General features: G+C 63.2%; 10 protein-coding genes. 5 read left to right on the top strand and 5 right to left on the bottom strand.

Annotation, left to right across the window (positions count from 1 at the left end; all coding sequences use genetic code 11):
• Positions 1-153 precede the first annotated feature (153 nt).
• Positions 154-1,557 carry an MATE family efflux transporter gene (locus RQ479_RS20395; protein ID WP_376702388.1) on the top strand — a complete coding sequence of 468 codons (1,404 nt, stop codon included), beginning with the start codon at positions 154-156 and terminating at the stop codon, positions 1,555-1,557.
• Between the two features lie 277 nt (positions 1,558-1,834).
• On the opposite strand, the gene RQ479_RS20390 is transcribed toward RQ479_RS20395, so the two are convergent.
• The 5 genes from RQ479_RS20390 to speB all read right to left on the bottom strand — a co-directional run bounded on the left by RQ479_RS20390 (position 1,835) and on the right by speB (position 6,649).
• On the bottom strand, positions 1,835-3,088 hold the full coding sequence (locus RQ479_RS20390) for a serine hydrolase domain-containing protein (protein WP_376702387.1): 1,254 nt from the start codon (positions 3,086-3,088) through the stop codon (positions 1,835-1,837).
• Positions 3,089-3,321: 233 nt separating this feature from the next.
• The gene (locus RQ479_RS20385) at positions 3,322-3,969 is read right to left on the bottom strand and encodes an amino acid ABC transporter permease (RefSeq protein WP_023722520.1); all 648 of its coding nucleotides are present in this window, start codon (positions 3,967-3,969) and stop codon (positions 3,322-3,324) included.
• Positions 3,966-4,634: an amino acid ABC transporter permease gene (locus tag RQ479_RS20380; RefSeq protein ID WP_376702386.1), complete on the bottom strand. Its 669-nt coding sequence runs from the start codon at positions 4,632-4,634 to the stop codon at positions 3,966-3,968. Before RQ479_RS20380 ends, RQ479_RS20385 begins: the two co-directional genes overlap by 4 nt.
• 6 nt (positions 4,635-4,640) lie before the next feature.
• Entirely contained in the window at positions 4,641-5,450 is an 810-nt protein-coding gene (locus RQ479_RS20375) for a transporter substrate-binding domain-containing protein (RefSeq protein ID WP_376702385.1), read from the bottom strand.
• Between the two features lie 137 nt (positions 5,451-5,587).
• Positions 5,588-6,649, bottom strand: coding sequence for an agmatinase (speB, locus tag RQ479_RS20370; RefSeq protein WP_376702384.1), 1,062 nt, complete (start codon positions 6,647-6,649; stop codon positions 5,588-5,590).
• A gap of 183 nt (positions 6,650-6,832) precedes the next feature.
• Between speB and gcvA the strand changes: the two genes are divergently transcribed.
• From gcvA to RQ479_RS20350, 4 genes are all read left to right on the top strand, one after another.
• Complete coding sequence (gene gcvA, locus RQ479_RS20365) at positions 6,833-7,807, top strand: transcriptional regulator GcvA (protein ID WP_376702383.1); 975 nt, start codon at positions 6,833-6,835, stop codon at positions 7,805-7,807.
• Between the two features lie 194 nt (positions 7,808-8,001).
• Positions 8,002-9,306, top strand: coding sequence for a nicotinate phosphoribosyltransferase (gene pncB / locus RQ479_RS20360; protein WP_376702382.1), 1,305 nt, complete (start codon positions 8,002-8,004; stop codon positions 9,304-9,306).
• Between the two features lie 176 nt (positions 9,307-9,482).
• Positions 9,483-10,916 carry a hypothetical protein gene (locus RQ479_RS20355; protein ID WP_376702381.1) on the top strand — a complete coding sequence of 478 codons (1,434 nt, stop codon included), beginning with the start codon at positions 9,483-9,485 and terminating at the stop codon, positions 10,914-10,916.
• 161 nt (positions 10,917-11,077) lie between these two features.
• Complete coding sequence (locus RQ479_RS20350) at positions 11,078-12,382, top strand: ABC transporter substrate-binding protein (protein WP_376702380.1); 1,305 nt, start codon at positions 11,078-11,080, stop codon at positions 12,380-12,382.
• Positions 12,383-12,401: the final 19 nt, after the last annotated feature.

Raw genomic sequence — 12,401 nt, 5'->3', positions numbered from 1 at the left:
ACCCTTCCGCAAGTCAGCCTCTTGCCACCGGTGCCCATTTGATAGACAAACCCGTCGTAATGCGGAATCCGGCCGATATTGGCCATTTTCCGCGCTGAGACGCGGCTTCCGGCTCTTGCCGACGTGCCGCAATCGGATAGGCGGAAAACTAGAATGTCTGCGATCGAAGCCGACGCTCGCGCGCCGGAAAACCTTTGGCGTCGGGAAATCAGGGCGATGCTGGCGCTCGCCTGGCCGATGGTGCTGACCAATCTCGGCCAGACCGCGATGACCGCCACCGACGTCATGATGATGGGGCGGTTGGGGCCGGACACGCTGGCCAGCGGTGCGCTTGGCGCCAACCTCTATTTCATGCCGCTGATCTTCGGGCTCGGCTTGATGCTGGCGACCTCGCCGATGATGGCGACCGAGCTCGGCCGTCGCCGCCACTCGGTGCGCGACCTGCGCCGCACCGTGCGCCAGGGTCTGTGGCTGGCGATCCTCATCTGCCTCCCGATATGGGTCCTTCTCTGGCACGGCGAGGCCGTATTGCTGGCCATGGGTCAGGAACCGGCACTGGCGCATCAGGCCGGCATCTATCTGCGCTGGCTCGAATGGGCGGTGCTGCCCTTTTTCGGCTACATCGTCCTGCGCTCGTTTATTTCGGCGCTGGAGCGGCCGGGCTGGGCACTGATCATCGTTTTCGTTGCCGTCGCCTGCAACGCCTTTTTCAACTGGCTGTTCATGTTCGGCAATCTCGGCATCCAATCGATGGGCATCGCCGGCTCCGGCCTTGCCACGACTCTGTCCAGCACACTTATGTTCGCCGGCATGGCGGCGGTGGTGATGCTTGAGAAGAAATTCCGGCGCTATCGTCTGTTCGGACGCTTCTGGCGCGCTGACTGGCCGCGCTTCAAGGGCCTGCTGCGGCTCGGCCTACCGATCGCCGGCCTGCTGGCCTTCGAGGTGACGATCTTCAACGCGGCGGCCTTTCTCATGGGCCTGATCGATGCGGCTTCGCTTGCCGCCCATGCGATCGCCATCCAGATCGCCTCGATCACCTTCATGGTGCCGCTCGGCCTCAACCAGGCCGTGACGGTGCGCGTCGGACTTGCCCACGGCTCCGGCAATCCGGAAGGTGTCAGCCGGGCTGGCTGGACCGCCTATGTCGTCGGTGTCTCCTTCATGGCGCTGATGGGGCTGGTGATGATCCTGTGGCCGCATCTCCTGATCGGCGCCTTCATCGACCTGGGCAATCCGGCGAATGCCGAGGTGGTGGCGCTTGCCGTGTCGTTCCTCGCCTTTGCCGCGCTGTTCCAGGTTTTTGACGGTGCGCAGGCGGTCGCCAGCGGCATGCTGCGCGGCCTGCACGACACCAAGGTGCCGATGATCTATGCCGCGATCGGCTATTGGGGCATCGGCCTGCCGCTCGGCGTACTGCTGGCCTTCCGTTTCGGCTTCAATGGCGTCGGCATCTGGATCGGCCTGTCGTCGGGACTGGCGGTGGTGGCGGCGCTCTTGCTGGGGCGCTGGCTGCGGCGCGACCGTATAGCGCCGCCTCTGGTGTTTGGGCGTTGAATTCGGATGGGCGCCGGTTGTCCGGTGGTCATCATCTCCTGACATTGTGGCTGATTAACCGACGCCTCCAGATCGGCGCACGAAACGTCCGATAAGGGCCCATGAGCGGACGCTTGGCACCGAGGCAACGAACGTCTCAATATGGGCCGCAAGGGGACAGGCAGCTTCAGGCTGCGGTTCCTCAAGAGCGGACATTCAGGTTGCGCGGGCATCGTCTCGGCCACGGCCCAAGCCTGCCAAGCGCAAAGTTGCTCCGCGCAGTTTCTGTTGACGTGTCTTAGGTCCCCGTCAATGCGCCATGGACGAGTGCGCGCAGCTCTTTGCGCACCGGAATGGCACTCGAAGGCAGCAGTTGCGTGAAGAGAATGACAACCAGGTCGTCGACCGGACTCACCCAGAAGAAGGTGCCTGCCGCCCCGCCCCAGCCATAGTCGCCCACTTGCGCCGAAATTTGTGCCTTGGCCGGATCGAGGACGACCGAGCCCAACAGACCGAACCCGACGCCGTCAAACTGGGTTTCGGCCCAAACTTCGGTTGCCATCGAGGCAAGATCTCCCGGTAGGTAATTGCACGCCGCCAATCTCAAAGTGCGGGGACTGAGGATGCGTTCGCCGTTGAGTTCACCTCCAGCCCGCAGCATTTCGGTGAACCGCCAATAGTCGTCGATGGTTCCAACGAGCCCGCCTCCACCGCAGAACGTATCAACCTTGCCTTGCCGCCACGCCGAAACCTGCGGCGCTTCGTGCAATGCCATGCCGCCAGCTGTAGCCTCATAGAGCGGGGGAAAACGGCCGATCTCAGCCTCCGGTACAGAGAAGCCGGTGTCGGTCATGCCGAGGGGCTCGAAGATCCGCGTCGCGAAGTACTTGTCGAGCGTCACTCCAGAAACGACTTCCACGATGCGGCCGATGACATCGGACCCGGTGCTGTATTGCCATTTCGTGCCCGGCTCCCATTCCAATGGCAGCTCGGCTATCCTGCGCACCATCTTGTCGAGCCCACCGTAAGCAAGGGCGAGGCCGAGTTTTTCCTTGGCATAAGCTTCACCGAGCAGTCGAGGGTTCGTGAAAAGGCTTAGGCCGGATGTGTGAGTCAGCAGATGGTGGATCGTCATCTTCGTTTTGACGGGCACCGTTTGGTCGAGCGACGTTGCGCCCGGTATCAGAACTTGCCTATTTTTGAATTCCGGCAGGTAAGCTTCGACCGGATCGTCGAGATGCAGGCGCGCCTCCTCGTACAGCATCATCAGCGCGACGGCGGTGACAGGCTTGGTCATCGAGTAGATGCGGGCGATGAGGTCGCGCTGCCAAGGCCGCTTGGCTTCGACGTCTGCGTGCCCGGCGCAGTCGAAAAAGGCGAGTTCTCCATGGCGCGCGATGAGCACCGCACCGCCCGGCCAGCGCCCGGTGTCGGCATATCGCTGCATCCACCGTTTCAGTCGCGCCAGCCGCGCCTTGTCGAAGCCGAGGTCCGCAGGATCACGAATCGGTTCGCTACCAAATTGACTCATCGCGCAAATGCCCTGTCGCAAACGAAGGCCCTTTGGACAATCCTGCGCTCTCCCCGCATTATTGCCAATAGTCGCCTGCTTGACCTCCAGTGAAGCTGCAGACGACGTCTGCTCTCAGGAATCCCAAATGCGGTCCCCTTCGGCAGACTTGCTGCGCAAAGCAGTCATGCGCGCCTTCACCTTTGAGAGTCTGCTCGGGGTCAAAGCTGACGAAGTCTAACGTCGTCAAATGACCCAAACAAAATGCGCCCGGCTCAGCGGGCCGCCGCCCGCTGCTCGAGCGAACGTGCGTATTGCGTCAGCGGAAAGCACATGACGAAGAAGATCAGCGCTACCAGCCCATAGACTTTGAACGGTTCAAAGGTCGCATTGTTGATCGCGTTGGATGTCCTCACCAGCTCCTCGAAACCGATGATCGAGGTCAATGCGGTCGACTTGATCAGCTGCACCAGAAAGCCGACGGTCGGCGCACGGGTGATCGAAAATGCCTGCGGCAGGATGATCAGCCTCAGTTCCTGCAGATAGTGCAGGCCGAGGCTGGCGCCGGCATCCCACTGGCCGCGCGGCAGTGCATCGACGCCGCCGCGCCAGATCTCGGCCAGATAGGCGCTGGCAAAGAAGGTCAGGCCAAGCACCGCCGCGGTCCACGGCTCGATGCGCAGGCCCAGCATCGGCAAGCCGAAGAACATCAGGAAGAGCTGCATCAGCAGCGGCGTGCCCTGGAAAAGCGCGATGTAGCCGGAGGCAAACCGGCGCGCCCATTTATTCTTGGCGATCCGGAAGAACAGCACGATCATGCCGACCACGGCGCCGCCGACAAAGGCAGCCAACGACAAGAGCACCGTCCAGCGCGCCGCCAGCAGCAGGTTGCGCAGAATGTCCCAGAAGGTGAATTCGATCATGACACGCCGGCTCCAAGAAGCCGGCGCCCGCCGCCGACCAGCAGCCGGCGCAGCCCAATCGACAGGACGAGATAGACCATCGTCACCACGAAATAGGTCTCGAAAGCCCGGAACGTGCGCGCCTGCAGCATGTCGGCTTCATAGGTCAGCTCGCGCACCGCGATCTGCGACACCACGGCGGATTCCAGCATCATGATGACGATCTGGCTGGTCAGCGCCGGATAGATCACCTTGAGCGCCTGCGGCAGCACGATCTTGACGAAGACCTGGCGCGGCCTGAGGCCAAGCGCCAGTGCCGCTTCCGTCTGCCCGGGCGGCACCGCGTCGAGCCCGGCGCCGACGATCTCGATCGTGTAGGCCGCCATGTTGAGCGTCATCGCCAGCATGGCCGCCAGCACCGGATCGAGCCTGACGCCGATGCTGGGCAGCCCGAAGAAGATGAAGAACAGCTGCACCAGGAAAGGCGTGTTGCGGATCACCTCGACATAGACGCCGATCGCCCGCTTGAGCAGGAGCGGGCCGTTCCGCCGCCCTGCGGCGCCGAGGATGCTGAGCAACGTTCCCGCCAGCGTGGTCACGGCGATCAACAGGATCGTCGTGGCCGCGCCGCGCGCGATCGCCCCTGTCGCCCCGGCAAGCCAGCCGAAGTCGAGGCTATAGGTCACCGGCCGTCAATCCTTGAGATTGGCGGGATCGAGCGGTGTCTTCAGCCAGGTCTTCGAGCTTTCGTCCAGTCTGCCGTCGGCCAGCATCTTGGCAACCGCATCGTTGACCGCTTGCTTGAGGCGGTCTTCCTTCTTGTTGAGGCCGATATGCGAGGGCGAGGTGAGAAGCTGGAATTTCTGTTCCGGCTTCAGCGCCTCCTGACGGGCGAGCACCTGGGCGCCGACATCGTTGCCCACGACCATCAACTGGGTCTGGCCCGAGATGAACGCCTGGATGACGGAATTGTAGTTGTCGAAACGGCGGATGTCGGCCGAGGCCGGTGCTGCCTCGGTCAGCGAGGTGTCCTCCAGCGTGCCGCGATTGACGGCGATCGACTTGTCGGCAAGGTCTTCCTTGCCTTTGACCGCAAGTGCTGCCGGGCCGATGACGGCGATGTAGTAGGGTGCGTAGGCGGCGGCGAAATCGATCACCTGCTCACGCTCCTTGGAGTAGCCGACGCTCATCAGCAGGTCGACGCGCTTGTCGGTCAGGTACGGAATGCGATTCTGGCCGGTCACGCTGACCAGATTGAGCTTGACCTTGAGCTGGTCGGCGATGGATTGCGCCACGTCGATGTCGTAGCCCTTGATGCTCATGTCGGCGCTGGCCGAGGAGAAGGGCGGGAAATCGGAAAAAATGCCGACATTGATGGCGCCGGCCTTGGCGATGTCGTCGATCGCGTCGGCATTGGCGGCCTGGGTCGTGAAACCAAGGCCGGTCGCGCCGAGCATCAGCACGGCGGCGATGGATGATTTGAGTTTCATGTGAAGTGTCATTTTTATTCCCCTGCTGGAAGCTTGTTTGTTTGAGTGCAACCGCCGGCTCCAGCGCGGCGGTCGCCTTTGGATTCTCTAGTGGACCATGATCTTCTCCGAAAACCGGTTCCCACTTTTTGGGATCATGGTCGAGCGTGTCAGCCCGCCTTGCCGGTGATTGCCGGGCTGAAGACCATCAGGCTGAGGATCTCGAACAGCACCTGCGCGCCGGCGTGCGCCGTGTTGGTGGTCGCGTCGTACTGCGGTGCCACCTCGACGACGTCGCCGCCGACGATGTTGAGTCCCTTCAGGCCGCGCAGCAGCTCGAGCACTTCGCGCGTCGTCAGCCCGCCGACTTCCGGTGTGCCGGTGCCCGGCGCGAAGGCCGGATCGATGCTGTCGATGTCGAACGAGACATAGGTCGGGCCGTCGCCGACTATCCTGCGCGCCTTCTCGATAATTGCGGGAATGCCGAGGCCGGTCACCTCTTCGGCATGCACGACGGTCATGCCGGACTCATAGGTGAACTCCCACAGATACTCGGCCGAGCCGCGAATGCCGATCTGGATGGTGCGGCTCGGGTCGAGCACGCCGTCCAGCACCGCGTTGCGGAACGGCCCGCCATGGTGGAACTTGGTCATGTCGAACAGGCCGCTGGTATCGCAGTGCGCGTCGATATGGATCATGCCCACCGGCGCCTTCTTGCCGACAGCCTTCAGGATCGGGTGGCTGATCGAATGGTCGCCGCCGACAGACAAGGGCAGGACGCCGGCGTCGACGATCTGGTTGGTGCGGCGTTCGATGTCGTCATGGCTGGTCTCCAGCCGGTAGCGGCTCTGGAATGGCACGTCGCCAATGTCGGCGACCTTCAGCTGATGCGTCGGCGCGCATTCCAGCACATGATTGTAGGGGCCGATGCGCTCGATGGCGCGCAGCGCCCTTGGCCCGAAACGGGCGCCCGGCCGGTTGGTGACGCCCAGATCCATAGGCACACCGATCATCGCCACCTGAAGATCGCCGAAATCCGGATTGTCGGCGGCGATTTCACGATAGGGCGCCGCGAGGAAGGTCGGGATGCCGGAATAAGGCGCCAGCCGCGTCCCGGTCTTGGAGAAGATCTTGTCGGCGACACGCTGGAATTTCGGATCGAACATTTCGCCGCCATGGCTCTCGCCATATTTGCGGCGCAACGCTTCGAGCTTGCCGCGGTCGTAACCCATGTCGGTCCTCCATGGCTGGTGCAGCGCGCGGACGGCGGCCTCGATAGCCGCAGCCGTCGGCTGCCTGCAGATTTCACGTCTTGATGCAATGCCTAGGCAAAGTGTCCTGTAGCTGCATTGAAAAATCAATTGATATTGTTAGGGTGTTCGCTGTGAGAAAATCTCACAGAACCTAGGTTCCAAATGGCCAAGCGTTTGCCCCCGCTCAACCCGCTGCGCGCCTTCGAGGCGACGGCGCGCCATGCCTCGCTGACCAAGGCGGCGGCTGAGCTCAACGTCACTCATGGCGCCATCAGCCATCAGATCAAAGCGCTCGAGCAATCGTTGGGTGTCAAGCTGTTCGAGCGTGCCGGCCAGCGGGTGAAGCTCACGCCGCACGGCGCCGAATTGCTGCCGGCGGTGTCGACCGCCTTCGACGGCATTGCCGCCGCCACGCAGCGCATGACGAGGCCGGCCAGCACCGGCGCGCTGTCGGTATCCTGCGTGCCGGCGCTGCTGTTGCTATGGATGATCCCGCGGCTGGGCAGCTTCACCTCGCAATATCCGGATATCAGGCTGACGCTGATCCCATCCAATGACGCCAAGGACGTCCGCGCCCCGTATATCGATGTCTGCGTGCACTATGGCGACGGCAGCTGGACCGATTGCTGGATGCGCAAATGGTCGGGTCTCGAACTGTTCCCGGTGGTCAGTCCGACGCTGATCAACAACCGCCCGATCCGGACGGTCCGCGACCTCGCCGATCACGTCTTCCTGCATGGCGACGATGGCCGCGAATGGCACACCTGGCTGGCCGCCGCTGACGCGCTGGACCTGGAGCGCGGCCGCCGCCACCATCTTGGCGACGCGCGCATGGCGACCGAGGCCGCGGTCCACGGCCATGGCGTGGCGCTCGGCGACACGGTGACCGCGAGCGGACTGCTCGCCAGGGGTCTGCTCGTCGCCCCGTTCAGCCTTTCCGTGCCGGCGGTCGACGATTTCTATGTCGTCTGCCGCAACGAGATGCGGTCGGCGCCGATCGTGCAATTGTTCATCGACTGGCTGTTTGCCGAGAAAGAGCAGGCCGACCGCCGCGCCGATGCGCCGGTGGCAGGCCGCATCGGCATTCGCCGCAAGCGTCCGGCGCTCAAGGTGGTCGGCGCCAAGACCGCATCCTGAGGTCGACACTACCGCGGGCGCCGGTTGCCGCAGGGGCTTCTTTTTGTCGGGCCAGTCCGCAAAGCGGGAGGCGCTTTCAAAAATTCAATGCTAAGAGGCATTTGGAGCAATTCCAGGAAAAGTGCGCAGCGGTTTTCCGTCCGGAATTGCGCTAGACAAAAAGCTAGAGCGAGCAGCGAAGGCGGCATTGAGCGATGGCAAAGACCGATATAGCGCGGCGCGTCTACAACCACACCTGGAAGCTCGACCCGATCGTCCGCAGCCTGCTGGACACCGATTTCTACAAGCTTCTGATGCTGCAGATGATCTGGGGCATGTATCCCAAGGTCGACACCACCTTCTCGCTGATCAACCGGACCACCTCGGTCCGCCTTGCCGAGGAGATTGACGAGACGGAGCTGCGCGAGCAACTCGACCATGCCCGTACGCTGCGTTTCTCGAAGAAAGAGATGATCTGGCTCGGCGGCAACACCTTCTATGGCCGCAAGCAGATCTTCGAACCGGAATTCCTCGCCTGGCTGGAAAATTTCCGGCTGCCCGAATACGAGCTTTCCAAGCGCGACGGCCAATACGAACTCGCCTTCAGCGGTCCGTGGATGTACACGACGCTGTGGGAGATCCCGGCGCTGGCAATTGTCAATGAACTTCGATCTCGCGCGGCCATGCGGGCGTTCGGACCGTTCGCGCTCGACGTGCTCTATGCCCGCGCCAAGGCCAAGATGTGGGCCAAGACCGAGCGGCTGAAGGCGCTGCCCGGCATCCGCATCTCGGATTTCGGCACCCGCCGCCGCCATTCCTTCCTGTGGCAGCGCTGGTGCGTCGAAGCGTTGAAGGAGGGCATCGGCGAGGCCTTCACCGGCACCTCGAACGTGCTGCTCGCCATGGACAACGACCTCGAAGCGCTCGGCACCAACGCGCATGAACTACCGATGGTATTCGCCGCGCTCACCAATTCGGAAAAGGAATTGAAACAGTCGCCCTATAAGGTGCTGCAGGACTGGCAGCGCTACTACGGCGGCAATTTGCTGATCGTGCTGCCGGACACCTTCGGCACCGCGGCGTTCCTGCGCGATGCGCCGGACTGGGTCGCCGACTGGACCGGTTTCCGCCCCGACAGCGCGCCGCCGATCGAGGGCGGCGAGAAGATCATTTCCTGGTGGCGCGAAAAGGGTAAGGACCCCAAGCAGAAGCTGCTCATCTTCTCCGACGGGCTGGAGGTCGAGACCATCGAGGAGACCTACCGCCACTTCCGCGGCAAGGTGCGCATGTCCTTCGGCTGGGGCACCAACCTGACCAACGACTTCGAAGGCTGTGCACCGACGGAGACCAACCGGCTCGACGCCGTCTCGCTCGTCTGCAAGGTCACAGAAGCCAACGGCAGGCCGGCGGTCAAGCTTTCCGACAATCCGGCCAAGTCGACAGGCGACGAGAAAGAGATCGAGCGCTATCTGCGGATATTCGGCCAGAAGGATCGCGTGGAGCAACTGGTGAAGGTGTGAGGGCCGACAAGAAGTATTTCTTGGAAAGCATGAGTTCCCGCCCACCCCCCGCTGTCCTGCCGGACATCTCCCCCTCAAGGGGGGAGATTGGCTCTCATCTCCGCTTTGGCCAACCCTCAACAAGGCAAGAAAAGCGCCGGCCGATTCAACCGCCAATCTCCCCCCTTGAGGGGGAGATGTCCGGCAGGACAGAGGGGGGTGCCGTAGAGCGCTGTCGTTCGTCAGTCTTTCCCGGCCTCGTCGCTTCCTTGGCATTCCTGCCCACGCCCGCCTTCGCCCACGCCTCCGACCGCGGCCACGTCCTGCTCCTTCCCACCGGCTACTACGTCGCCGGCGGCGCGCTCGCCGTTGCCGCCAGCTTCCTGATCCTGGCTCTACTGCCGCCGGACTCCCTCGACCGCTTCTGGCGCAAACGCCTGCCGCTTTTCACCTTCGGCGACGGCGCGCGCGCAATCGTCAGCCTGACATCCTTTGCCGGCTTTGCAATTCTGATCGCCGCCGGCCTGTTCGGCAGCCGCGACCCACTTTCCAACCCGCTGCCGCTGACGATCTGGACGCTGCTTTGGGTTGGCCTGGCTCTGCTGCAGGGGCTCGCCGGCGATCTCTGGTCGTGGGCCAACCCGTGGTACGGGCCGTGCCGCATCGTCTCGCGCCAATCCGGCAGAACGCAGCCGCAGCTGCTCCCCCAGTGGCTCGGCTATTGGCCGGCTTTCGTGCTGTTCTTCGCCTTCGCCTGGTTCGAGCTTATCGACCCGGCGCCCGACGATCCGGCGCGGCTGGCCTGGGCCGCCGGCGTCTACTCGCTGCTGAGCTTCGCCGCCATGCAGGTCTTCGGCTACCGCGACTGGAGCCTGCGCGGTGAGTTCCTGACCGTGTTCTTTTCCATGGTAGCGCACTTTGCCATCGTCGAGCGTAACGAGGACGGCCGGCTCAAACTCTGCTGGCCGGGCGCCAAGCTGCTTGGTGCCGCGCCGCTACCGCTCAGCGGCGTCGCTTTCCTGCTGCTTGCGCTGTCGTCGGTGTCCTTCGACGGCCTGTCGAAAACCTTCTTCTGGCTAGGCTGGTTCGGCATCAATCCGCTGGAGTTTCCTGGACGCACCGCCTTGATCGGCATCGGCAGTTTCGGCCTTGTGCTGAGCTTTGTCGTGCTTGCGGCCGTGTTCGCGCTTGCTGTCTTTCTTGGCCACCATCTGGCCGGCAGCAAGCATTCGCTCGGTCACGCCGCCGGGCTTTTGGTCTGGTCGATTGTGCCGATCGCGCTCGCCTACCACTTCGCGCACTATCTGACGGCGCTGCTGGTCGACGGCCAATATGCGATTGCCGCTCTCTCCGACCCGTTTGCGCTGGGCTGGAACCTGTTCGGTACCGCCGACATGCCAATCGAAGCCGGCGTTGTCGCCGGCGCCGGTTCGGCGTGGTGGCTGTGGAACCTCCAGGCCGGCGTCATCATTGCCGGCCACATGTTTGCCGTGCTTGTCGCCCATGGCTTGGCCTGGCGGCTGCATCCCGTTCCCGCTCGCGCCGCGCTCAGCCAGTTCCCGCTCACCGTGCTGATGATCGCCTATACCGTCCTCGGCCTATGGCTGCTTGCGACGCCGAGCGCCGGATGAACGAGGTGCGATGGCCGTCAATCGAACCTTGGGGAAAGCTGGCTTGCCACGTCAGAGCTTTGGTGATTTAGTTTGTACACATGCAATTTTCGGCCCTCTTAACAAGAGCGGCCCGCCTCGCTACAGCCATTGGTCAAAGCTCAAAAACAAGGGGAACTGCCGTGACTGACAAGAATGGGTTTTTCGATCTCTCCAGATCCGCTCTCACCCGCCGCACGGCGCTGAAGGGCCTTGCCGCCGGCGCCGGTCTTGCCGTCGCGCCGGGTTTCGTGCGTTACAGCCAGGCGCAGAGCTCGGCGCCGATCAAGATCGGCTTCCAGTCGCACCGCACCGGCATCGGCGCCGCCTATGGCCGCTGGTACGAGAAGACCACGGCGGCTGCCATCAAGGCGATCAACGATGCCGGCGGCATCAACGGCCGGCCGGTCGAGGTGATCATCGAGGATGACGGCACCGATCCCGGCCGGGGCGCCGAAGTCGTCGGCAAGTTCGCCTCCCAGCACAAGACCGACATCGTCTACGGCACGCTGTTTTCGCATGTCGTCATCGGCTCGGCGCCGGCCGCCGGAGAGGCCAAGATGCCCTATTTCGTCGTTAGCGAAGGCCACCACGTCGCCTCGACCAAGTTGAACCGCTACGTCTTCCAGCCCGGCATCACCGACGTGAAGAGCCAGATCCAGTCGATGGCGCCGTGGATTGCCGCCAACGCCGGCAAGAAGGTGACGCAGATATTCCCCGATTTCGCCTTCGGCTACGATCATCGCGACTACCTTCCGCCGGCGCTGAAGGCGCAAGGCGCCGAGGTTATCGCCCAGATCGCCATTCCGCCGACGGAATCCTCCTTCACCAAATATTTCCCGCAGATCCCCGCAGAGACCGAGGTGATCTACCACGTCATGGTCGGCCCGGCGGTGCTCACCTTCGTCAAGGAGCTCGGCGAGTTCTACGGCTCCAATCGGCCGCAGCTGTTCGGGTTCATCGATTCGCTCGAAGCCACCGACATCAACAGCCCCGGCCTCGAATTCCTCGACGGCAGCCATTTCTGGGAAGGTTCGCCGCGTTATGCGCAGCCCGATGACTCCCCTGCGCAGAAGGCCTACCGCGCCGCTGTCGGCATCGACGACAATGGTGCCGCCGTCGGCGATCCCAAGGACGTCTCCACCGCCGCGCATATGTTCGGCTGCTGGGAAACGCTCTACGTCGTCAAGAAGGCGATGGAGGATGCCGGCTACAAGGGCCCGGAAGACCGCGCCAAGCTGGTCGAGGCGACCGAGGCGTTGACCGAGTTCGCCGAGGGGCCTGAGCATCCGCAGGGACCGAAAACCTTCAACGGCAAGATCCACCAGTGTTTTGGTATCCAGAACATCTCCAAGGTTGAAGGCGGCCGGCTGAATGTCGTCCACAAGACCAAGATCGAGGACGGCCTCTACGAGCCGGAAGGGGATTACACCACGCAGGCGCTGTGAGCTTGGCTGCTGCAGCAAG

The sequence above is a fragment of the Mesorhizobium sp. ISC25 genome, from assembly GCF_042295465.1.
Taxonomy (GTDB): domain Bacteria; phylum Pseudomonadota; class Alphaproteobacteria; order Rhizobiales; family Rhizobiaceae; genus Mesorhizobium.
The sequence above is the reverse complement of the archived record's forward strand: the minus strand, read 5'-3'. Positions and strand labels throughout refer to the sequence as shown.

What these genes read in the sequence shown, in the direction of transcription:
- pncB (WP_376702382.1), top strand. Translation starts at nt 8,002, where the DNA reads ATGGCAAAGACCGATATAGCGCGGCGCGTCTACAACCACACCTGGAAG.
- speB (WP_376702384.1), bottom strand. Translation starts at nt 6,649, where the DNA reads ATGGGTTACGACCGCGGCAAGCTCGAAGCGTTGCGCCGCAAATATGGC.
- RQ479_RS20385 (WP_023722520.1), bottom strand. Translation starts at nt 3,969, where the DNA reads ATGATCGAATTCACCTTCTGGGACATTCTGCGCAACCTGCTGCTGGCG.
- RQ479_RS20375 (WP_376702385.1), bottom strand. Translation starts at nt 5,450, where the DNA reads ATGACACTTCACATGAAACTCAAATCATCCATCGCCGCCGTGCTGATG.
- RQ479_RS20395 (WP_376702388.1), top strand. Translation starts at nt 154, where the DNA reads ATGTCTGCGATCGAAGCCGACGCTCGCGCGCCGGAAAACCTTTGGCGT.
- RQ479_RS20355 (WP_376702381.1), top strand. Translation starts at nt 9,483, where the DNA reads ATGTCCGGCAGGACAGAGGGGGGTGCCGTAGAGCGCTGTCGTTCGTCA.
- gcvA (WP_376702383.1), top strand. Translation starts at nt 6,833, where the DNA reads ATGGCCAAGCGTTTGCCCCCGCTCAACCCGCTGCGCGCCTTCGAGGCG.